19 protein-coding genes are annotated in these 21,962 nt (G+C 65.1%); 7 read left to right on the top strand and 12 right to left on the bottom strand.

Annotated features, from left to right (window positions below; all coding sequences use genetic code 11):
- Window positions 1-114 precede the first annotated feature (114 nt).
- From cobG to KSS94_RS23945, 7 genes are all read left to right on the top strand, one after another.
- Window positions 115-1,440, top strand: coding sequence for a precorrin-3B synthase (gene cobG, locus KSS94_RS23975; protein WP_437179984.1), 1,326 nt, complete (start codon window positions 115-117; stop codon window positions 1,438-1,440).
- The gene (locus KSS94_RS23970; RefSeq protein ID WP_217840511.1) at window positions 1,433-2,059 is read left to right on the top strand and encodes a precorrin-8X methylmutase; all 627 of its coding nucleotides are present in this window, start codon (window positions 1,433-1,435) and stop codon (window positions 2,057-2,059) included. The genes cobG and KSS94_RS23970 overlap by 8 nt, the downstream gene beginning before the upstream one ends.
- Window positions 2,056-2,790: a precorrin-2 C(20)-methyltransferase gene (locus tag KSS94_RS23965; protein ID WP_437179983.1), complete on the top strand. Its 735-nt coding sequence runs from the start codon at window positions 2,056-2,058 to the stop codon at window positions 2,788-2,790. Before KSS94_RS23970 ends, KSS94_RS23965 begins: the two co-directional genes overlap by 4 nt.
- Entirely contained in the window at window positions 2,787-4,478 is a 1,692-nt protein-coding gene (cobJ, locus tag KSS94_RS23960) for a precorrin-3B C(17)-methyltransferase (protein WP_217840510.1), read from the top strand. Before KSS94_RS23965 ends, cobJ begins: the two co-directional genes overlap by 4 nt.
- A 92-nt stretch (window positions 4,479-4,570) precedes the next feature.
- Window positions 4,571-5,251: a hypothetical protein gene (locus tag KSS94_RS23955; protein WP_217840509.1), complete on the top strand. Its 681-nt coding sequence runs from the start codon at window positions 4,571-4,573 to the stop codon at window positions 5,249-5,251.
- Between the two features lie 58 nt (window positions 5,252-5,309).
- Window positions 5,310-5,990 carry a hypothetical protein gene (locus KSS94_RS23950; protein WP_217840508.1) on the top strand — a complete coding sequence of 227 codons (681 nt, stop codon included), beginning with the start codon at window positions 5,310-5,312 and terminating at the stop codon, window positions 5,988-5,990.
- Window positions 5,983-6,606 (top strand): hypothetical protein, encoded by a 624-nt coding sequence (locus tag KSS94_RS23945; RefSeq protein WP_217840507.1) that lies wholly within the window; start codon window positions 5,983-5,985, stop codon window positions 6,604-6,606. Before KSS94_RS23950 ends, KSS94_RS23945 begins: the two co-directional genes overlap by 8 nt.
- Here KSS94_RS23945 and KSS94_RS23940 read toward each other — a convergent pair.
- The 12 genes from KSS94_RS23940 to KSS94_RS23885 all read right to left on the bottom strand — a co-directional run bounded on the left by KSS94_RS23940 (window position 6,603) and on the right by KSS94_RS23885 (window position 21,946).
- Window positions 6,603-7,199 (bottom strand): MarC family protein, encoded by a 597-nt coding sequence (locus KSS94_RS23940; protein WP_217840506.1) that lies wholly within the window; start codon window positions 7,197-7,199, stop codon window positions 6,603-6,605. The two genes, KSS94_RS23945 and KSS94_RS23940, sit on opposite strands and share 4 nt — an antisense overlap.
- 183 nt (window positions 7,200-7,382) lie before the next feature.
- Window positions 7,383-10,142 (bottom strand): hybrid sensor histidine kinase/response regulator, encoded by a 2,760-nt coding sequence (locus KSS94_RS23935; protein WP_217840505.1) that lies wholly within the window; start codon window positions 10,140-10,142, stop codon window positions 7,383-7,385.
- A gap of 135 nt (window positions 10,143-10,277) precedes the next feature.
- Entirely contained in the window at window positions 10,278-11,573 is a 1,296-nt protein-coding gene (purD, locus tag KSS94_RS23930; RefSeq protein ID WP_217840504.1) for a phosphoribosylamine--glycine ligase, read from the bottom strand.
- Between the two features lie 182 nt (window positions 11,574-11,755).
- Entirely contained in the window at window positions 11,756-13,363 is a 1,608-nt protein-coding gene (gene purH / locus KSS94_RS23925) for a bifunctional phosphoribosylaminoimidazolecarboxamide formyltransferase/IMP cyclohydrolase (RefSeq protein WP_217840503.1), read from the bottom strand.
- Between the two features lie 79 nt (window positions 13,364-13,442).
- On the bottom strand, window positions 13,443-13,763 hold the full coding sequence (gene fis, locus KSS94_RS23920; RefSeq protein WP_008093076.1) for a DNA-binding transcriptional regulator Fis: 321 nt from the start codon (window positions 13,761-13,763) through the stop codon (window positions 13,443-13,445).
- Window positions 13,760-14,773, bottom strand: a complete 1,014-nt coding sequence (dusB, locus tag KSS94_RS23915) for a tRNA dihydrouridine synthase DusB (RefSeq protein WP_217840502.1) — start codon at window positions 14,771-14,773, stop codon at window positions 13,760-13,762. Before dusB ends, fis begins: the two co-directional genes overlap by 4 nt.
- Window positions 14,774-14,994: 221 nt before the next feature.
- A complete protein-coding gene (locus KSS94_RS23910; protein WP_217840501.1) occupies window positions 14,995-16,311 on the bottom strand; it encodes a DUF3426 domain-containing protein in 1,317 nt (438 codons plus the stop codon).
- A gap of 42 nt (window positions 16,312-16,353) precedes the next feature.
- Complete coding sequence (gene prmA / locus KSS94_RS23905; RefSeq protein WP_217840500.1) at window positions 16,354-17,232, bottom strand: 50S ribosomal protein L11 methyltransferase; 879 nt, start codon at window positions 17,230-17,232, stop codon at window positions 16,354-16,356.
- Window positions 17,233-17,617: 385 nt separating this feature from the next.
- Window positions 17,618-18,973, bottom strand: coding sequence for an acetyl-CoA carboxylase biotin carboxylase subunit (gene accC / locus KSS94_RS23900; RefSeq protein WP_217840499.1), 1,356 nt, complete (start codon window positions 18,971-18,973; stop codon window positions 17,618-17,620).
- Window positions 18,974-18,990: 17 nt separating this feature from the next.
- The gene (accB, locus tag KSS94_RS23895; RefSeq protein WP_217840498.1) at window positions 18,991-19,452 is read right to left on the bottom strand and encodes an acetyl-CoA carboxylase biotin carboxyl carrier protein; all 462 of its coding nucleotides are present in this window, start codon (window positions 19,450-19,452) and stop codon (window positions 18,991-18,993) included.
- 100 nt (window positions 19,453-19,552) lie between these two features.
- On the bottom strand, window positions 19,553-20,005 hold the full coding sequence (aroQ, locus tag KSS94_RS23890) for a type II 3-dehydroquinate dehydratase (RefSeq protein ID WP_011535870.1): 453 nt from the start codon (window positions 20,003-20,005) through the stop codon (window positions 19,553-19,555).
- Between the two features lie 177 nt (window positions 20,006-20,182).
- A complete protein-coding gene (locus KSS94_RS23885; RefSeq protein WP_217840497.1) occupies window positions 20,183-21,946 on the bottom strand; it encodes a protein-disulfide reductase DsbD in 1,764 nt (587 codons plus the stop codon).
- Window positions 21,947-21,962 lie beyond the last annotated feature (16 nt).

The raw sequence follows: 21,962 nt of genomic DNA, 5'->3' as shown, positions 1-21,962 counted from the left end.
GAAAGGGCTGCGCAGCAGCCCCCCTGAAGTTCAACGTTCGACCGCCGGTTTTTCATGCCGCCGGACAAAGCAGGCATAATACCGCGCCTTCTACACTCAAGCGCACTTTCACGATTGCTGGACGCCCCCTTGAAGCAGCCCCGAACCCCCGCCGTTTTGCCCCGCCCCTCGGCCTGCCCGGGGTTGTGGCGCATCGTTGCCGCGCGCGATGGCGGCATCTGCCGCATCAAGCTGCCCGGCGGGCTGCTGCTGGCCGAGCAGGCCGAGGCGGTGGCAGACGCGGCAGAGCGTTTTGCCGGTGGGGTGATCGAGGCGACCAACCGCGCCAACCTGCAGATCCGCGGCATTGGTGCCGACCAAGCGGGCCTGGTCGAGCACCTGCTGGCGGCGGGGTTGGGCCCCCGCGATGTGGCTGGTGACGATGTGCGCAACCTGATGCTCAGCCCGCTGGCCGGGCTCGACCCGGCGATGCTGCTGGATACCCGGCCGCCGGCCGGGCAGATCCTTCAATTGCTGGAGTCCACGCCGCGTTTTCATCAGCTGTCGGCCAAGTTCGCCGTGCAGCTGGACGGCGGTGAGGGCCTGGCCATGCTCGAACACCCCCATGACCTTTGGCTGTCAGCTTTGGTACATGGCCAGCGCACCTGGCTGGCATTCGGCCTGGCCGGTTGCCCGGCCCGTGACCCGGCCCTGGGCATGGTGCCGGTCGAGCAAGGCCTGGCGCTGGTGCGCGCGGTGCTGGAGCGCTTTCTCGACCTGGCCGGCGCCGAGCAGTCGCGCATGCGCCAATTGCTGGCGAGCTGCCCGGCGCAGCGCTTTGTCGATGGGCTGGCGGTTCGCTTTGTCGATGCACCGCCCGGTTGGCGCCGCCCGGCCGCCGCCACGCCCTGGCTGGGCGTGTTGCGCCAGCAGCAGGGTATCGCCCTTGGCGTGGCGCCGCCGCTGGGCCGCCTGACCCCGGCCATGCTGCGCGCGGTTGCCGCTATCGCCCGGCAGTGGGGCGATTCCAGCCTGCGCCTGAGCCCGTGGCAGGGCCTGGTGATCACCTCGCTGGCCCCCGCCCATGTACACCAGGCCCAGGCCGAACTGCAGGCGCTCGGCATGCTCTGTGATACCGACCAGCCCCTGGCCCGGGTAGCGGCCTGCACCGGCTCGGCCGGCTGCGCGAAGGCACTGGCCGACACCAAGGCCGATGCGCTCACCCTGGCTGCGCACCTGCACCACGGCGCCCCCGGCAGCGTGCACCTGTCGGCCTGCCAACGTTCCTGCGCCGCGGCCCATGTCGCCCCGGCCACCCTGCTGGCCCGTGCCCCGGGCCGCTACGACCTTTACTTGCGCGACGCGCGCCTGCCGGGCTTCGGCCGGCTGCACGCGAGCGACCTTACCCCAGAAGAAGCAGGCGCCATGCTCGACCTGCCGACGGAGCACCTTGATGATTGACTACATCCGCGATGGTCAGGAGATCTATCGCAATTCTTTCCGCATCATTCGCGAGGAAGCCCGCCTCGAACGGATCCCCGCCGACCTGGAAAAACTCGCTGTGCGGGTGATCCATGCCTGCGGCATGGTCGAGGCCATCGACGGCCTGCAGTTCTCCGAAGGCGCCGGCACCGCCGGCCGTGAGGCCCTGAAAAACGGTGCGCCGATCCTGTGCGATGCGCACATGGTCGCCGAAGGCATCACCCGCGCCCGCCTGCCGGCCAACAACCCGGTGATCTGCACCCTGCGCGACCCCAGCGTGCCGGGCATGGCACAGGAGGTGGGCAACACCCGCTCGGCGGTGGCCCTGGAGCTGTGGCGCCCGCACCTGGAAGGCAGCGTGGTGGTGATCGGCAACGCCCCCACCGCGCTGTTCTACCTGCTGGAAATGATCGATGCCGGCGCGCCCAAGCCTGCGCTGATTCTTGGTTTCCCGGTGGGCTTCGTGGGCGCGGCCGAGTCCAAGGCGATGCTAGCTGCCGATAGCCGCGGCGTGCCGTTCGTGATCATGCAGGGCCGCCTGGGTGGCAGCGCCATGGCGGCGGCTGCGGTCAATGCCCTGGCCACGGAGGTGGAATGATGCACGTACGCGGACGACTGCTGGGCCTGGGCGTAGGCCCGGGCGACCCCGAGCTGATCACGCTCAAGGCCCTGCGCCTGCTGCGCGAAGCGCCGGTGGTGGCGTACTTCGTGGCCAAGGGCAAGCGTGGCAATGCCTTCGGCATCATCGAGGCGCACTTGCAGGCCGAGCAGACCTTGCTGCCGCTGGTGTACCCGGTGACCACCGAAGCGCTGCCGGCGCCGCTGTCCTACGAACAGGTGATCAGCGACTTCTACGACGAAGCCAGCGTGCAGGTGGCCGAACACCTGGATGCCGGGCGCGATGTGGCGGTGATCTGCGAGGGTGACCCGTTCTTCTACGGCTCCTACATGTACCTGCACGACCGCCTGGCCTCACGCTACGAGGCGCAGGTGATCCCTGGCGTGTGCTCGATGCTCGGTGGCGCCTCGGTGCTGGGCGCGCCGCTGGTGTACCGCAACCAGACCCTGACCGTACTCTCTGGCGTGCTGCCCCATGAAGAGCTCAAGCGCCGCCTGGCCGACGCCGACGCGGCGGTGATCATGAAGCTTGGGCGTAACTTCCCCAAGGTGCGCCAGGTGCTGGGCGAGCTGGGCATGGACCAGCGCGCGCTGTACGTGGAGCGCGCGACCATGGCCAACCAGAAAATCGTCGCGCTGGATGCGGTCGACCCGCAGTCTTCGCCATACTTCTCGCTGATCATCGTGGCGGGTGAAAAATGGCAGGGATGAACAGAGCCCCGGCAATCGTCATTCTCGGCCCGGGCAGCCTGGCCACCGCGCGGCGTATCCAGCAGCGTTATCCACAGGCGCAGATCCATGGCCTGCAAGGGCGCGTGGAGCAGGCCGAGCACTTTTACGAGTCGTTCGGCGACACCCTGCGCGGGCTGTACCAGCAGGGCACGCCGATCATTGCCCTGTGCGCGGCCGGTATCGTCATTCGTACCCTGGCGCCGTTGCTGGGCGAGAAGGGCGACGAGCCGCCGGTACTGGCGGTGGCCGAGGACGGCAGCGCAGTGGTGCCGCTGCTGGGCGGGCTGGCCGGGGTCAATGTCATGGCCCGTGAAATGGCCGAGGCGCTTGGGGTGAACGCGGCGATCACCACCAGCGGCGAGCTGCGTTTCGGCACCTGTCTGCTGAACCCGCCACAGGGCTATGCGCTGGCGGACCTTGAGCAGGGCAAGCGCTTTGTATCCGACCTGCTGGCGGGCGAGGCGGTACGCATCGAGGGCCATGCGCCGTGGCTGGCACAGGCGCAGTTGCCGGCCAGCGACAGCGCGCAACGGACGATTCACGTGGGTTGCTCGGTGCGTGCTGCCAGCCGTGACGAGCTGTTGATCCACGCTCGCTGCGTGGCGGTGGCGGTGGCTGGCGGTAGTGCCGATGTGGCGTTGCAGGTGCGTGAAAGCTTGCACGCTGCGGGTATAGCCGAAGCTTCGCTGGCCGCTCTTTTGGCCGGTGAAGCCGACATGGCCGAGCCTGCACTGCACGAGGCCGCCCGGGCATTGAATGTCGGCCTGCGCTTTGCCCCTGACGCCGATAACCTGCAAGCCATGCTTGCGCAGGCGCTACCGCAGGCCAGTGTGCAAACGGTCGGCGGTGTGGCCATCGCCATCGCCGACGCGCCGGTGGATGTGCACCAGGTCGGCCGCAAGCGCGGCCGTCTGGCGGTGATCGGCCTTGGCCCCGGCGCTGCCGAGCTGATGGTGCCTGCGGTGCGCGCCGAGCTGGACCGCGCCGAGGATGTGCTTGGCTACGAAACCTATGTGCGCATGGCCGGCCCGTTGCGTGACGACCAGGTGCAGCACTGCACCGACAACCGCGAAGAGATGCAACGCGCCCGGCATGCTTTCGAGCTGGCCGCGCAAGGGCGTTCGGTGGTGGTGGTCTCATCCGGAGACCCTGGGGTATTCGCCATGGCGGCGGCAGTGCTCGAGGCGCTGCACGAGTCCACCGACCCTGCCTGGCACCGGGTCGACCTGGAGATCCTGCCGGGTGTTTCGGCATCGCTGGCCACTGCTGCGCAGGCCGGCGCACCGCTGGGGCACGACTTCTGCGTGATGTCGCTGTCGGACAACCTCAAACCCTGGTCGATCATCGAGAAACGCCTGGACCTTGCGTGCCAAGCCGACCTGGTGCTGGCGTTCTACAACCCGATCTCCAAGTCCCGGCCGCACCAGCTTGGGGTGGCGCTGGAGGTGGTGCGCCGCCACCGCGACGGGAATACGCCTGTAGTCCTTGGCCGAGATATCGGCAGGCCAGGGCAGACGCTCAGGGTCGTCACCCTGGCCGAACTGGTGCCGGAGATGGTCGACATGCGCACCATGGTGCTGGTGGGCTCGTCGACAACCTGCACATTCCCGCGTCTGGCGGGTGGCGTATGGGCCTACACGCCGCGCTGGTACCCTTCGGCAACCTAGGCTGTTGGGAAACTCTTCAAGGTTCTGCCCCCATGGCGCGCTGGCTATGGTGGCAGCCCCCAATCCAGGGGCTACCTTGAAGGATTTTCCCAATGTCCGAGCAAACACAGGTCACCGCAAACGACAGCGCGATACTGGTCGAAGGCAACCTGCTCGCCTGTGGCGCAGGCATGTCTTCGCAGAGCCGTCATGACGTCAAGAACGCCTACCACTTTGCCACCCTGGTGGCCGACAAGGCGTTCGATGCCGAAACCCAGAGCCGCGAATGGTACGACCAGTTCATCGATGTCATGCGTGATCTCGGCTTCACCATCCCCCGGCGCAGCTACGAGCTGGAAACCTCGGCAGAGTTGTCTGTCACCGTGGGCGCCGTTGCTGTGCGCACCATCGGTGTGGTCGGCAACGCCCTGCTGGGCGGCACGACGCTGGGCAAGCTGGCCAAGAGCGCGTTCGACAAGCTGACCACGGTCGAGGACGACGCCCGCGTCATCGAGCACAAACGCAAGAACAAGGCCCGCGGCATGGTTGGCCTGGCGGCCTGCATCGAAACCGAAAACAACGATGTGGTCATGGTGGTCAGCTGCATCAAGGCCCATGCACCGAAGTTCAATGGTGATGTGCTGGGCATCCAGTGGGCGCTGGACAAGTCCGAGTACTACGCGGGCACCGCAGTGCTCACGCTCAACAATTTCGTCTACGACAAGGTCCGCGAAACCGTGGAAAACAAACTTGGCGTGCGCAGCGTCGAGAACGTTCTGCAGTACGACATCTGAGCGTGCGGCGGCGCCGTCAGGGCGCCGCCCTTTTCGGACCTTCTGAAGAGGCCAAGTGATGGACAGAGCAATCGAGCCACTGATGTTGATTGGTGCAACGGCGTTGCTGCATTCCCCCCACGCCTTGAGCGAACAACGCCAAGCCGCCTTCGATTCGATCCTGTACGCCCAACTGGTGGCGAACAAGCAAGCCGGGTCACGTTTTGCCGACCATGAAAGCTGGTACCGGGCCTATCGCAATGCCTACCACCAGCTGGGCTGGATCAAGCTGGCGCAAACCCATGATTTCAAGCGATTGGGGCAAACCCTCGACGGCAGCCGGACGCAACCCCTCGAGGCCTGGTTGCGAATGCGTTCGATCAAGCACGAGGCCGTGCTGGCTGCGGTCAAGGCGAAACTGAGCGGGTCGGCCGAGGGCTTTGCCCACCTGTTCAAGTACGCCGTGCAGGGCAACCGGGTGGCGGTCGAAATCGGGGTACTCAAGCCGGGGCCGGTGCTCGACCTTTGCAGCATCACCCTGCAACGCGAGGCAGCGCTCCCGCACATTGGCCTGGACGCGCTGTTGTGCGAGCAGTTGCTCGGCGGCGAAATCGAGTTCTACGGGGTCTCGCTGGCGCTGGACAATGGGCGATTCAAAAGCAAGCGTGATGAGCTGCGGGCGCTGATGAAAGACAGGGATGCACAGGGGGCGTGGTGCTTCGACCTGGGGGCCGGTGCGGCAGGAGGCGAACATGGTTGATGCCACCTCTGCGGTAATTGGTGCCGGGATCGTCACGTTCCTGCCGGGCATTACCAAGGCACGCAAGGAGTCGGTGAAACTGGCGCTGGCCATGGCCGAGCGTGCGGCCGAGTCGGTCAGGAAGGAAGGTTTGCTCGATGACTGGTTCACTTACTACCGAAACCAGCTCAGGTTCATGGGTTGGGACTCGGTGTCGGCGGAGCAGGTCCACTGGCCGGACGAGGGCCGTGCACGACAGGTCGATCAGGTGCTGGGGACCATAGCGGCAACCGCTGGCGAGCACTTTGCCGAGGCCAGCAGCCGTTCCATGGGCAGCTTGCCTGGCAGCGCAGCGGCGCTGCTGGCGTTGGAGCAGCATGCCTACGAACGCCAGCACTTTCAGTTGCTGCCCTGTGCGCCGGCGGGCGCTGGCCGGGTGGACATGGTGCTCTACCACGAGGCGGACACCCAGTCGGCGTTCCGTGCGGGCTTCATCAGCCGCAAGCGCAGCCATCGCAACGTGCGTGCGGAGCTGGTGCGCTTCAATATCCAGGCGTTCGAGCACAGCTACCTGCCCAAGGTTCAGGAGCGTGTGGTTCAGCTCTGCCGGGCACGTGTGCTGGATTACGACAGCTAGCTGACCAGGTAACCCTTGATCCCGGTAAAGATGATCTGCGCAGCCAGGGCGCAGACGAACAGCCCCATCAGGCGGCTGACGATCTGCAAGCCCTGGTCACCCAGAATGCGCTCGATACGGTGCGAGAGGTACAGCACCAGGCCCACGGTGAAGCTGGCCAGGGCGATGCTGACGATGGCCAGCAGCTTGTCATCCCAATGCGGCTGGCTGACGCCCATCACCAGCAACGCACCGATGGTGCCCGGGCCCACGGTCAGCGGGATGGTCAGCGGCACGATGGTCACGTCCTGCTGCACGTTGTCGGTCTGGATCGCCGACTTGCCCTGGGCCATGCCCAGGGCCGAGATGAACAGCACCGAGCCTGCGCCGATGCGAAACGCATCGGCGGTGATGCCGAACACGCCGAAGATCACCCGCCCGAACAGGTACAGCAGCACGCTGGCCACCAGCGTGGCGATCGCCACCCGCCAGGCCAGCTGCTTGCGCTCCTTGCCGGAGTAGCCGCGGGTCAGGCTGATGAAGCACGAAAGCACGAAGAACGGGCTGTAGAGCACGAGCATCTTCAGGTAGACGCTGAACAACTCATGGAGCATGGGGGTGGTCCGCGGCGGGGAGATGTCACTGTATAGCATGGAACCTGTAGGAGCGGCCTTGTGTCGCGAAAGGGCCGCAGAGCGGCCCCGGGATCTCGCTACGGCAAAAATGGCCGGGGGCTGCTACGAAGTGCATCCGCGACGCAAGGCCGCTCCTACGCCGACAGCGCTGCCTGCGGTGTTTCATTCCAGCGGGTCGGTCACCACCTGCCGCTGCGCCGCCCAGTACTGGATGACTTCACGCAGTTGCGACAGCTCCACCGGCTTGGCCATGTGCCCGTCCATGCCGGCCAGGCGTGCGCGTTCCTTGTGCTCGGCGAGAATGTGCGCGGTCAGCGCCACCACCGGCGTGCGCGGGCGCTGGTTGGCAGACTCCCAGGCACGCAGTTGCTGGGTGGCGCTGAAGCCGTCCAGCACCGGCATTTCGCAGTCCATCAGCACCAGGTCGTAGTGCTTGGCTTTCATTGCCTGCAGCGCTTCTTCACCGTTGCTGGCGGTGTCGGGCTCCAGGTCCAGTTTGCCGAGCATGCCGCGGATGACCTTGGTCGAGATGCTGTTGTCTTCGGCCACCAGGATGCGGAAGTCGCCCGGCAGGTGCAGCGGTTGCGCCGTGGTACTGGGTGGCAGTGCCATGGCCTGTTCGCGGCCGCGCAGGGCCAGCTCTTCGGCCAGGGTGGTCTTGAGGGTGTAGCCGGCCACTGGCTTGGCGAGGATGCGCTTGATCCCGGCGTTGCGCGCGATGATCTTGCTCGGGGCGTTGCTGATGCCGGTGAGCATGACCACCAGGATGTCGTGGTTCAGGCTCGGGTCTTCCTTGATCTTGGCGGCCAGTTGCATGCCGGTCATGCCTGGCATGTTCTGGTCCAGCAGCACCACGTCGAAGTAGTCGCGCAGGTGCGCCTTGGTGCGCAGCAGCGCCAGCGCTTCCTTGCCCGATGGCACGGCGCTGACGTTCATGCCCCAGGCGCTGCACTGCTGCACCAGCACCTTGCGGCAGGTGTCGTTGTCGTCCACCACCAGCACCCGTGCCTCGCGCAACGGGCCGTCGAAGTCGGCCGGCGGTTGCTCCAGGCGTTGAGGGTCCAACGGCAGGGTCAGCCACAGGGTGTTGCCCATGCTGGTGCTGGTCTTGATGCCGAACTCGCCTTGCATCAGGGCGATCAGTTGTTTGGCGATCACCAGGCCCAGGTGGCCGCCAAGCTTGTTGCTGGAGAGGAAGTGACGGCTGTGCAGTTCGGCCTGCAGCAGGGCGTCACGCTCGGCCGGCGGCATGGGCGCGCCGCTGTCCTGCACGGCAATGCGCAGGCGGGGCGTGTCGCCGCGTTGGTCGAGGGCCACCACCAACAGGATTTCGCCCTGGTCGGTGTTTTTCAGGGCGTTGTCGAGCAGGCTCGACAGGGCTTGGCGCAAGCGCGTCGGGTCACCGCTGACCACCCGTGGCACCTGGGGCTGGGTGAAGCTGATCAGCTCGATGTTCTGCTGCTCGGCCTTGGCCCGGAAGATGTTCAGGCAGTCTTCGATCAGCGCGTTGAGGTCGAACTGCACGTCATCCAGTTCGATCTGCCGCGATTCGAGCTTGGAAATGTCGAGAATCTCGTTGATCAGGGTGAGCAGTTCGTTGCCGGCGCTGTGGATGGTTTGCACGTAGTCGCGCTGCTTGACCGACAACGGCGTGCCCAGCAGCAGCTCGGTCATGCCCAGCACGCCGTTCATCGGGGTGCGGATTTCGTGGCTGATCTTGGCCAGGAACTCGGCCTTGGCGTTGATTTCGGCGTCGCTGGCGGCCAGGGCGCGGCTGGCCCGGAAGCGCTCCTCGCTCATGCGCCGCAGCCGTTCGCTTACCGACAGGTTGAGCAGCAGGCCGCTGGCCAGTGTCAGCACCATCAGCACGCACAGCAGCCAGGGGGTGGGCGTGCGGGTGAGGCCGAGCAGCGCCGGCAGCAGCACCAGGCCGCCGAGGTTGAACACCAGCATCGCCATGGCAAACAGCCGCGCCGGCACGAACCCCTTGTGCCAGTGGTAGGCACTGACCAGCAACATGCTCAGGCTGCCAAGGGCCATCAGGGCGTAGGTCATCAGGTTCAGCGGCAGGGTGTCGACGAACAGCAGCACCAGGCCGCTGACCGCGACCACCAGCATCTCGCCCTGCAGCAGGCGGTTGAGCCGCGCCGAATTGCAGCGGGCGAAAAAGTGCTGGGTGAAATACAGGCCGGCCAGCCCCGCCAGCACCAGGGTGAGGTAGGCGGTCTGGGTTTGCGCGCTGTACCACAGGTGCGACCAGGGCCCGCTGAGGTTGAGCAGAATCAATGCGCTGAGCAGCATCAGGCCGTGGTACAGGGCCAGGATCAGCGTGGTGCTGGAGCGGGTGTAGGCGAAACGGATCAGGTTGTGCACGATCAGCATCGCCAGGCCGCCGAACAGCACGCCGAACAGCAACGGCAGGCGCTGGTCGGCTGCGGCCGTGGCGGCAGGCTCAAGGCTTACGGCCGGGCGGAGCTGGTGTTCGGACACCAGGCGCAGGTAGATATCCACCGGTTGCTTGCTGTGGGGCAGCGGCAGGATGTGGTCGCTGCCGTGCAGATCGGAGCTCTCGCCCTGGTGCCCGTGGTGCAACTGGCGCACCAGCTTGCCGTCTTCGAGGGCATAGAGGTCCAGGCGTGACAGGTCGGGGGCGAAGATGCGCACCAGTTGTTCACTGTCGCTGGGCAGCAGCCGATAGTGCAGCCACAGGGCCTGGTCGGGCAGGGCGGCATCCAGTTCTTCGAGGGTGACGGGGCTGAACTGGTTGCGGTAACGCTCGGAGCGCACGTCGGAAAGCTGCAGGCTGGCCTGCTCATCGAGCAGCGCAGACCAGCCTGCGGCCTGTTCGGCATGGGCCGGGAGCAGGCAGAGCAGGGTCAGCAGGCTGACGATAAGGGCTGTGGCAATCCGAAGCCGACGCACGACGAAATCCTTTCTTAGCGAATGAGCCAGGCAATAACTATGCGCGGCGGGCCAAGGCGAAGGCAAGGCCCCGAGGGGCCTTGTCGACGAGCCGAAGGCCGCGCGCGCAAGGCTGCGCGGCCATTCGGTACAACATCACTGCTGCTGTTCACCGCGCTCGCGGGCAATGGCCCGGTAGCCGATGTCGGTGCGGTAGAAGCTGCCATTCCAGCTGACTTCCTTGGCCAGGCGGTAGGCTTGCTGCTGCGCGTCGGCCACGCTGGCGCCCATGGCAGTGGCGCAGAGCACGCGGCCGCCGTTGGTGACTACCTGGCCGTCCTTGAGCGAAGTGCCGGCATGGAACACCTTGCCTTCGATTTTTGCCGCTGCGTCCAGGCCGCTGATGGCGTCGCCCTTGGCGTAGTCGCCCGGGTAGCCACCGGCTGCCAGCACCACGCCCAGGCTCGGGCGCGGGTCCCACTGGGCCTCGACCTTGTCCAGGGCCTTGGCGAAGGCGGCTTCGATCAACAGTACCAGGCTCGACTCCAGGCGCAGCATGACCGGCTGGGTTTCCGGATCGCCGAAGCGGCAGTTGAACTCGATGACCTTGGGGTTGCCCGCCTTGTCGATCATCAGGCCGGCGTACAGGAAGCCGGTGTAGACGTTGCCTTCCTCGGCCATGCCACGCACGGTCGGCCAGATCACCTGGTCCATCACGCGCTGGTGCACGTCGGCGGTGACCACCGGGGCGGGGGAGTAGGCGCCCATGCCGCCGGTGTTCGGGCCGGTGTCTTTATCACCGACACGCTTGTGGTCCTGGCTGGTGGCCATGGGCAGCACGTTGTGGCCGTCGACCATGACGATGAAGCTGGCTTCCTCGCCGTCGAGGAACTCTTCGATGACCACGCGCGAACCGGCTTCGCCGAAGGCGTTGCCGGCAAGCATGTCGCGCACGGCGTCTTCGGCTTCCTGCAGGGTCATGGCGACGATCACGCCCTTGCCCGCAGCCAGGCCGTCGGCCTTGATCACGATCGGTGCGCCTTTTTCGCGCAGGTAGGCCAGGGCCGGCTCGATCTCGGTGAAGTTCTGGTAGTCGGCGGTGGGGATCTTGTGGCGGGCCAGGAAATCCTTGGTGAAGGCCTTGGAACCTTCCAGCTGGGCGGCGCCTTTGGTTGGGCCGAAGCAGGCGAGGTTGCGACTGCGGAACAGATCGACCACGCCGATGACCAGCGGCGCTTCCGGGCCGACGATGGTCAGGTCGACGTTCTTCTCGGCGAAGTCAGCCAGTTGCTCCAGGGCGCAGACGTCGATGGCGACGTTCTCGCACTTGGGCTCGATGGCGGTGCCGGCGTTGCCGGGGGCCACGAAGACTTTCTCCACGCGTGGGTCCTGGGCGACTTTCCAGGCCAGGGCGTGCTCACGGCCGCCGCTGCCGATGATCAAAACTTTCATGTCAAAACCTCGAAATCTGTCGAACGAGAGACATTGCTTCTCGCTGTACGAGGTCGCAATGAAGCAGGTAGATGCAAGGCGGGGCCGGTTCCGATGAGCGGAGTTGCCTTATGGCAATGAGCATCAGCGGAACCGGCCCCAACGCAGCAGATGCCTGCTTCAGTGCGGCCGATTGCCGTAAATCAGTGGCGGAAGTGGCGCATACCGGTGAACACCATCGCGATACCGGCTTCGTCGGCAGCAGCAATCACCTCGGCATCACGCATCGAGCCACCCGGCTGGATCACCGCGCTGATACCCACTTTAGCTGCGTTATCGATGCCGTCACGGAACGGGAAGAACGCGTCCGAGGCCATGACCGCGCCCTGTACCTGCAGGCCAGCATGCTCGGCCTTGATTGCAGCAATGCGCGCGGAGTTGACGCGGCTCATCTGGCCGGCGCCGACGCCGATGGTCTGGCGCTGCTTGGCATAGACGATGGCGTTGGACTTGACGAACTTGGCGACTTTCCAGGCGAATACCAGGTCGTGGACTTCTTGCTCGGTCGGGGCGCGCTTGGTGACGATTTTCAGGTCATCGGCGCTGATCATGCCGATATCGCGGCTCTGCACCAGCAGGCCACCGTTGACCCGCTTGAAGTCCCAGCCGGCAGCACGCTCGGCTGGCCACTCGCCGCATTCCAGCAGGCGTACGTTTTGCTTGGCAGCGACCACATCGCGGGCGGCCTGGGAGATTTTCGGGGCTATGATCACTTCGACGAACTGGCGCTCGACGATGGCCTGGGCGGTTGCGCCGTCCAGCTCGCGGTTGAAGGCGATGATGCCGCCGAAGGCCGACTCGGTGTCGGTGGCGTAGGCCAGGTCGTAGGCCTTGCGGATGCCGCCTTCGTCTTCCGGTACCACGGCCACGCCGCACGGGTTGGCGTGCTTGACGATGACGCAGGCCGGCTTGACGAAGCTTTTGACGCACTCAAGGGCTGCGTCGGTGTCGGCCACGTTGTTGAACGACAGCTCTTTACCCTGCAGCTGGATGGCGGTGGAGATGCTGGCTTCGCCTTTCTTGGCTTCAACGTAGAACGCCGCGCTCTGGTGCGGGTTCTCGCCGTAGCGCATTTCCTGGGCCTTGACGAACTGGCTGTTGAAGGTGCGCGGGAACTCGCTGCGCGCTTCAGTGGACAGGGTGTCCTTGGCCTGGTCGATGGTGCCCATGTAGTTGGCGATCATGCCGTCGTAGGCGGCAGTGTGTTCGAAGGCCTTGAGCATCAGGTCAAAGCGCTGGGCGTAGGTCAGGCCGCCGGCTTTCAGGCCTTCGACGATACCTGCGTAGTCGCCGGCGTTGACCACGATGGCCACGTCCTTGTGGTTCTTGGCCGCCGAGCGGACCATGGTCGGGCCGCCGATGTCGATGTTCTCGATGGCGGTCGGCAGGTCGCAGCCTGGCTTGCTGATGGTGGCTTCGAACGGGTACAGGTTGACCGCGACCAGGTCGATCGGCTTGATGCCGTGCTCGTTCATGATGGCGTCGTCAGTGCCGCGACGGCCAAGGATGCCACCGTGGATCTTCGGGTGCAGGGTCTTGACCCGGCCGTCCATCATTTCGGCGAAGCCGGTGTAGTCGGCCACTTCCACCGCGTTCACGCCGTTGTCCTTGAGCAGCTTGTAGGTGCCGCCGGTGGACAGGATCTCGACACCGAGCTGTTGCAGCTCACGGGCGAATTCGAGGATACCGGTCTTGTCGGAGACGCTGATAAGGGCGCGGCGGACTGGCAGGCGGGTAGTCTGGTCGGTCATTTCGGGTTCCATAACGCGGTGGATTCAGCAAAAAAGGCGCCTCTTTGCATGAGCGCCTTTTTTGTCGGGGGTTCTGGCCTTACAACAGATCGTACTGCTTGAGCTTCTTGCGCAGCGTGCCTCGGTTGAGCCCGAGCATCTCGCTGGCTTTGGTCTGGTTGCCCTTGACGTAGTTCATCACGCTTTCGAGCAGGGGCGCCTCGACCTCCGAGAGCACCAGGTTGTACACGTCCGTGACGGTTGCGCCTTCCAGGTGGGCGAAGTAGTTGTGCAGCGCCTTTTCGACGCTGTCGCGCAGGGTCTGGCCCTCCTCGCTCGGCGTGTTCAGGTGCTGCTTGAGGTTGGCGTTGTCGCTCACGGGCGTTGTTCCACTCACTAATGTCTCGGTCATCATCGTCATGCGGCCACCCCTTGTTCGTCCTCTGTACCAAGGCTCTGTCGACGTTCGGCGAAATAGGCCTGAACGTTGGCGCACTGCGCTTGTGTGTCTTGCAACGCGTTGAACTGGCTGCGGAACTCCTTGCCGCCAGCTCGGGTTGCCAGGTACCAGCCGACGTGCTTGCGGGCGATCCGCACGCCCATCACATCGCCGTAGAAGGCATGCAACGCGGCCAGGTGTTCCAGCAGAATGCGTTCCACTTCATCCAGCGTCGGTGCGGGAAAATGCTCGCCCGTGCGCAGGTAATGCTCGATCTCGCGGAAAATCCACGGCCGCCCCTGGGCGGCACGGCCGATCAAGAGGCCGTCGACCCCGGTGGCGTCCAGCACCGCCCGGGCCTTTTCCGGCGAGGTGATATCGCCGTTGGCAAATACCGGGATCGACACCGCCTGCTTGATCGCGGCGATGGTGTCGTACTCGGCTTCACCGGTGTACAGGTCGGCGCGTGTGCGGCCATGCACCGCCAGCGCCTGAATGCCAGCCTGTTCGGCGATCTTCGCCACGTTCAGGCCGTTCTTGTTCGCCCGGTCCCAACCGGTGCGAATCTTCAGCGTCACCGGGACCTCCACTGCGCCGACCACGGCATGGAGGATCTCGCTGACCAAGGCTTCGTCTCTCAATAAAGCAGAGCCGGCGGCCTTGTTGCAGACTTTTTTTGCCGGGCAACCCATGTTGATGTCGATGATCTGCGCGCCGGCGGCGACATTCGCCTGGGCCGCGGCGGCCATCATTTGCGCATCACCACCGGCGATCTGTACCGAGCGCGGCTCGGGATCACCTTCGTGAATGCGGCGCAGGCTCGACTTGCGGCTGTTCCACAGGCTCATGTCGCTGCTGACCATTTCCGACACCACCATGCCTGCGCCCAGACGTTTGCACAGCGTACGGAAAGGCTGGTCCGTCACCCCGGCCATGGGCGCAAGGATCAGGTTGTTGTGCAGTGTGTATGGGCCGATGCGTACCGCCGACATAGGTGTTCCCTGTTGTGGGGCCGGATCATTGGAGTTCGAAAAAGGGATGGCATGATACCCGCTCTCGGTGACCGGATAAAGAAGGATTTGGATAAAATCTGAGCAACGGACGCAGCAACAAGCTGCAAGCCAGAAGCTGCAAGATCAGAAGCCGATCGCAGTTTCAGGCAATCATCCGTTTGCTGTTTCTTGCGGCTTGGCGCTTGCTGCTTGGGGCTGTATCAATCCGGGGAGCGGAAGCTCAGGCTGTAGTTCACCGCCTTCGGGCCTGGGTCGAGGATGTCCAGGGCGATGTGGATCGGTGTCTGACTGGGCATTTCGCCGCGCCCGGCCAGTTCGCCCGACAGGTATTCGCTGGGCTTGAAGCGACGACTGGCGATCAACTGGCCGTTGAGGTCGGCAAAGCGCAGCTCCAGCAGCGGGAAGGGCTGGGCGAACGGGGCGCGGTTGTAGATGATCGCGTCGACGATCAGTGCGCCCTTGAAGTCAGGGTGGCTGCGCACCACCAGGTTGCTGCTCTTGATCCGCGAGATGTCGACGCGGGTCGGCACTTCGCAGCCGAGCATCGGGCACAGCTGCTGGAACCACGGGCGGTACTGGTCCTGGCGGGCCATTTCGTCGAAGTGGTACCAGACGTACTGGAACGCCAGCAGGCCGGCGGCCAGCAGGGTCAGCAGGCCCCAAAGCAGGCGTTTGCCCCAGTTGGGGGCAGGCTTTTCCCAGCCCAGTTGCAACGGATCATCGACCACGTCGACCAGCGGCTCCTTGCGCGGGCGTGCAGGCTTGGTGGCCAGGCTCGGCTCCAGGCGCTCGTCGTCAGGCTCGTCGAGGGTTTCTTCGTCGCGTGCCGAGAGGCGCTCGCTGTGCACATCGTCGTCCAGCGCCGACAGGCCCTTTGCAGGCTTGGGTTCATCATCGACTGCCTGGCGCTCGAACGGCGGCTCCAGGTCGTCATCTGCAGGCTGCTGGCGCACTGGCGGCTCGTCGTCCAGCTCTAGGTCGGCGTTGCCGAGGGTGGGCTCGGTTCGCTCGTCTGCGGCTTCGGGCTCGGGCGCCGGTAGTTCTTGCTCGATCAGCACGGGGGCATCGCTGCGCTCGGCCTCGGGCTCGGGGTGATCGTCGGTGGCGGTGCCGAATGGCACGTCGTCGGTGTGCTCGTCACTGGCCTGTTCGTCACGTCGCGCATGCAGGGCCGGTTCTGCCGTGGCGGCGCGGCGGTCACCGGGGCGGCGGCGTTCCAGGCGGGCCAGCTCGTGGTCCAGGTCCAGGGCGTCCAGCGCCTCGGTGGTGCTGGCCAGGTCCTCGACCGGTGCGGCCGGGGCCTGCTCAACCGGTGCTGGTGCCGGCGCTGCAGCCGGCTCAGGCGCCGGGGCCTGGGCGTTGGCTGCGCGGTTCTGCTCCAGCAGTTGCTTGGCCGCATTGAACACCTGCAGGCAGTTGCCGCAGCGCACCACGCCACGGGCCACGCTCAATTGGTGGTGAGTGACGCGAAAGCTGGTCTGGCAATGCGGGCACTGGGTGACGAAACTGTCGGTCATGCGGCGGTCCGGGGGCTGTGCAGCGGTTGAGTCTAGTTTGACCTAGCGGCGGCGGCCACTGATCCGTACCCAGCCGTCGCGTACGACGATCGGGTCCAGGTCGAAGTCGGCAGCATAGGCGCCAGCCACTTCCTCTCCCTGTTCGGCGAGGATGCCCGACAACGCCAGCAGGCCACCAGGGCGCACCAGGCCGGACAGTTGCGGTGCCAGCGAAACCAAGGGGCCGGCGAGGATATTGGCCACCAGCACGTCGGCCTGCATGGCCGGCATCTGCTCGGGCAGGTACAGGTCGAACGTTTCGTCGGCAATGCCGTTGCGCTGTGCGTTGTCACGGGAGGCTTCGATGGCCTGCACGTCGATGTCGGTGCCGACCGCGTGGCGGGCGCCCAGCAGCAGCGCGGCGATGGCCAGAATGCCCGAGCCGCAGCCGAAATCCAGCACCTGGGTGCCGTCGAGCTGTTGGCCGTCGAGCCATTCCAGGCACAGCGCGGTGGTGGGGTGGGTGCCGGTACCAAAGGCCAGGCCCGGGTCGAGCAGCAGGTTGACGGCGTCCTTTTCCGGGGCTTCGTGCCAGCTCGGTACGATCCACAGGCGCTGGCCGAAACGCATGGGCTGGAAGTTGTCCATCCAGCTGCGCTCCCAATCCTGGTCCTCGATCACCTCGGCTTCGTGCTCAGGCAGCTCATTGCCGGTCAGCAGTTGCAGGTGGGCGAACACTTGCTCTGGCTGGGCATCGGCTTCGAACAGCGCCAGCAGGTGGGTGTGCGACCACAGCGGGGTGGTGTTGAGGTCCGGTTCGAAGATCGGCTGGTCTTCGGCATCCATGAAGGTCACCGACACCGCGCCCACTTCAAGCAGGGCGTCTTCGTAGGTTTCGGCTTGTTCCGGGCTGATGGCCAGGCGTACTTGCAGCCAGGGCATGGCGGGCACCTTTGGTAAATCGACAGGGGCGGCAGCTTGGGCTGCGCGAAAGGCTGGCAGTTTACGCGAGTGGCGGGGGTTTGTAGAGGAGCCAGAGAGGGCGCGGTCTGTGTGGAGCGGCCTTGCCGGGGCGCCGGACCGGCCGGAAAGGGGCGCGTAGCGGCCCCAGGGCATTGGCATCATGCAAAATTGCCGGGGCTGCTTTGCAGCCCATCGCGACACAAGGCCGCTTCCCACAGGTACTGCGCAAGGCTGAATTACCAAGCCATGTACAGTACCCGTGGGAAGCGGCCTTGTGTCGCGATGGGCCGCAAAGCGGCCCCGGCAATTCTAAGTGGACAGCATTACGGCACAGGGCCGGGGTTTTTGCATCACGCTAACGCGATCACTCCTGGTTGGCCAGTTTGTGCTCGAGGTAGTGGATGTTGACGCCGCCTTTGCAGAAACCTTCATCACGCACCAGGTCGCGGTGCAGCGGGATGTTGGTCTTGATGCCGTCGACGACGATCTCGTCCAGGGCATTGCGCATGCGCGCCATGGCTTCGTCGCGGTCCTTGCCGTAGGTGATCAGCTTGCCGATCAGCGAGTCGTAGTTCGGCGGAACCGAATAACCGCTGTACAGGTGCGAATCGACGCGCACGCCGTTGCCACCCGGGGCGTGGAAGTGCTTGACCTTGCCTGGGCTCGGGATGAACTTCTTCGGGTCTTCGGCGTTGATCCGGCACTCCAGGGAGTGGCCGCGAATCACGACGTCTTCCTGGCGGAACGACAGCTTGTTGCCAGCGGCGATGCTGAGCATCTCCTTGACGATATCGATGCCGGTGACCATTTCCGAGACCGGGTGCTCGACCTGGACGCGGGTGTTCATCTCGATAAAGTAGAAACGGCCGTTCTCGTACAGGAACTCGAAGGTACCTGCACCGCGGTAGCCGATCTCGACGCAGGCGTCGACGCAACGCTTGAAGACTTCCTGGCGGGCCTTCTCGTCGATGCCCGGGGCCGGGGCCTCTTCCAGCACTTTCTGGTGGCGGCGCTGCAGCGAGCAGTCGCGGTCACCCAGGTGAATGGCATTGCCCTGTCCGTCGGACAGCACCTGAACTTCCACGTGGCGTGGGTTGGTCAGGAACTTCTCCAGGTACACCATCGGGTTGCCGAAGGCTGCACCGGCTTCGGTACGGGTCAGTTTGGCCGAGGAAATCAGGTCCTCTTCCTTGTGCACCACGCGCATGCCGCGACCACCACCGCCACCGGCGGCCTTGATGATCACCGGGTAGCCAACCTCACGGGCAATGGCCAGTGCGGTTTCTTCGTCTTCCGGCAGCGGGCCGTCGGAGCCCGGTACGGTCGGAACGCCCGACTTGATCATGGCGTCCTTGGCCGAAACCTTGTCGCCCATCAGGCGAATGGTGTCGGCTTTCGGGCCGATGAAGGCGAAACCGGAGTTTTCCACCTGTTCGGCGAAGTCGGCGTTTTCCGCGAGGAAGCCGTAGCCCGGGTGGATGGCAGTAGCGCCTGTCACTTCGGCGGCAGCGATGATTGCCGGAATGTGCAGGTAGGAATCCTTGGACGATGCAGGGCCGATGCAGACCGACTCGTCTGCCAGGCCCAGGTGCATCAGTTCACGGTCGGCCGTGGAGTGCACGGCGACGGTCTTGATACCCAGCTCTTTGCAGGCACGCAGGATCCGCAGGGCAATTTCCCCGCGGTTGGCGATCAGAACTTTTTCGAGCTTCCCAGACATCGTTGGCTCTCCGCGAATCAAACGATGGTGAACAGCGGCTGGTCGAACTCAACCGGCTGGCCGTCTTCCACCAGGATGGCGTCGATCACGCCGCCAACGTCGGCTTCGATGTGGTTCATCATCTTCATGGCTTCGACGATGCACAGGGTGTCGCCTTTCTTCACGGCCTGGCCCACTTCAGCGAAGTTCGGCGAGGTCGGCGACGGCTTGCGGTAGAAGGTACCGACCATCGGCGAGCGGACCACGGTGCCTTTCAGGGCCGGGGCGGCAGCGGCGGCTTCGGCGGCAGGCGCTGCAGCGGCAACTGGAGCGGCGGCAACCGGGGCAGCCATCGGAGCCGGTGCGTAGAACTGTTGAGCGGCCGGTGCCTTGCTGTTACGGCTGATGCGAACGGACTCTTCGCCTTCCTTGATCTCCAGTTCGTCGATACCGGACTCTTCCAGCAGTTCGATCAGCTTCTTGACTTTACGGATATCCATTAATCAGCAACTCCCAGTGTTTGGTCGGGGATGTAATTTGAAAACGTGTCGAAAACGTTTCTTCCAAGCCTCGGCCCATTGGGGCCAAGGCCTTGTGTCATCAGGGCTGTGCGTTGGCAGCCAGGTGTTCCAGTGCAGACTCCAGGGCCAACCGGTAACCGGTGGCGCCCAGGCCGCAGATCACCCCCACGGCAACATCGGAGAAGTACGAGTGGTGACGGAACGGTTCACGCTTGTGCACGTTGGACAGGTGCACTTCGATGAATGGGATGCTCACCGCAAGCAACGCGTCACGTAATGCGACGCTGGTGTGTGTGAAAGCGGCCGGATTGATCAGGATGAAGTCCACGCCTTCGTTGCGCGCGGCATGGATGCGGTCGATCAATTCGTATTCGGCATTGCTCTGCAGGTATTGCAGGTGGTGGCCGGCGGCGCGGGCGCGTTGCTCCAGGTCCTGGTTGATCTGGGCGAGGGTGGCTGCGCCATAGTGGCCCGGCTCGCGGGTGCCCAGCAGGTTCAGGTTGGGGCCGTGCAGCACCAGTAGGGTTGCCATCTGCGATTCCTTGGTTTTGTAGGGCAATTCGACATAGCGCGGCGATATTGCCGCAACGGGCGTCGAGTGTCCAGTTCCCGGCAATAGCCAGCACGTTGCCCGAGGTTCGCGCAAAGTATGTGACCAGATGATTAACTCTGGTCACTTGCAACGAGATTTTTCACAAGTCGCGGGAAGTTATAGACCGAGTTGGCCGCGCACGCGCGCCAGAACCGCAGCAAAATCGCCGGCGTTTATCTCGCCGATCACCCGATCAGCGGTAAGTTCGCTGCCGTTCGCGGCAAACAACATCAGCGCCGGTGGGCCGAACAGCTGGTAGCGGTCGAGCAGGGTGCGCTGCTCGGCGTTGCTGTCGGTGATGTCGAAGCGCAGCAGGCGCAACCCGCCAAGTTGAGCCTGTACTTGCGGTGCGTTCAGCACTTGGTGCTCGATCACCTTGCAACTGATGCACCAGTCGGCGTACCAGTCCAGCAGCACCGGCTGGCCGGCGGCTTTGGCCTCGGCCAGCGCGGCATCGAGGGCGGCGGGGGTGGTGAGGGTTTGCCAGGCATCAGCCTTGGCCGGTGCCGCGCTGTCGGCGGTAACCGGTGACGGCAGCGGGCGCAGCGGGTCGCCCTGGCCACTGAGGGCGCCGTACCAGCAGGCCAGGGCGTACACCAGCAGGGCCAGGCCTAGCAGTTGCGCCAGGCGTTGGCGAGGTGTTTTGACCACGAACTCCAGGGCGCCGAGGAACAGCGCCACCCCGGCGGCCAGCAGGCCGATCAGCAGCAAGGTGGCTGGCCCTGGCAGCACGCGGCTGAGCAGGCCGATGGCCAGGCCCAGCAACAGCACGCCGATGGTGTTTTTCACGGTGTTCATCCACGGCCCGCTTTTCGGCAGCCAGGCCGCACCGCCGGTGGCCACCAGCAGCAGCGGGGCGCCCATGCCCAGGCCCAGGGCGAACAGTTTCAAGGCGCCACCGATGGCATCGCCGCTGGCGCTGATGTACAGCAAGGCGCCGGCCAGGGGCGCCGACACGCAGGGCGACACCAGCAGGCTGGAGAGCACGCCGAGCACTGCGGCGCCCAGCAGCGAGCCCCCTTGGGTGCGGTTGGCGACCTTGTCCAGGCGGTTGCTCAGGGCCTGGGGCAGCTTGATTTCGAACAGGCCGAACATGGCCAGGGCAAACAGCACGAAGAATGCCGCGAACGGCACCAGCACCCAGGCCGACTGCAGCCTGGCCTGCAGGTTGAGCCCTGCACCGAACAGCCCCATCAGTGCGCCGAGCACGGCGAAGCTGGCGGCCATCGGCAACACGTAGGCCAGCGACAGCGACAGCCCGCGCAGGCCGCCGACCTGGCCGCGCAGCACCACGCCGGAGAGGATCGGCAGCATCGGCAGTACGCAGGGGGTGAAGGTCAGGCCGATGCCTGCGAGGAAGAACAACGCCAGTGATTTCCAGCTCCAGCCCTGTTCGGTACTGCCGGTGCTGAGCGTACCTTCGCCATCGATGCTCAGGCGCTCTGTTTCCGGCGGGTAGCACAGGCCCTTGTCGGCGCAGCCTTGGTAGCCCACCAGCAGGGTGAAGGCACGCGGGTCGTTGCGCGGCAGGTCGATGTCGACCACGCCGTGGTAAACCTCGACGTCGCCGAAGAATTCGTCGTGTTTGGGCTCGCCCTGGGGGATGTTCGGCGTGCCCAGCTTGATGTCGGCAGGCTCGGTACGGAACTGGAAGCGGTGGCGGTACAGGTAGTAGCCGTCGGTAGCGACCAGGCGCAGCTTGATACTTTGCGCATCGGCCTGCACCAGGCTCAGCTTGAAGGCCTCGTGCACCGGCAGGAAATCGGCATTGTTGGCCGTCGAGGCGGCGCCGAGGGTGGCGCTGGGGCGGTTGTCGAGCAGGCCGCTGGCGAAGGCGGGGCTGGCCAGCAGCAGGAGAAGCAGGCAAAGCAGGCGGCGCATGGCGGACTCGCGAGGT

Source organism: Pseudomonas fakonensis, from assembly GCF_019139895.1.
Classification (GTDB): domain Bacteria; phylum Pseudomonadota; class Gammaproteobacteria; order Pseudomonadales; family Pseudomonadaceae; genus Aquipseudomonas; species Aquipseudomonas fakonensis.
This window is presented reverse-complemented; position numbering and strand designations above follow the sequence as displayed.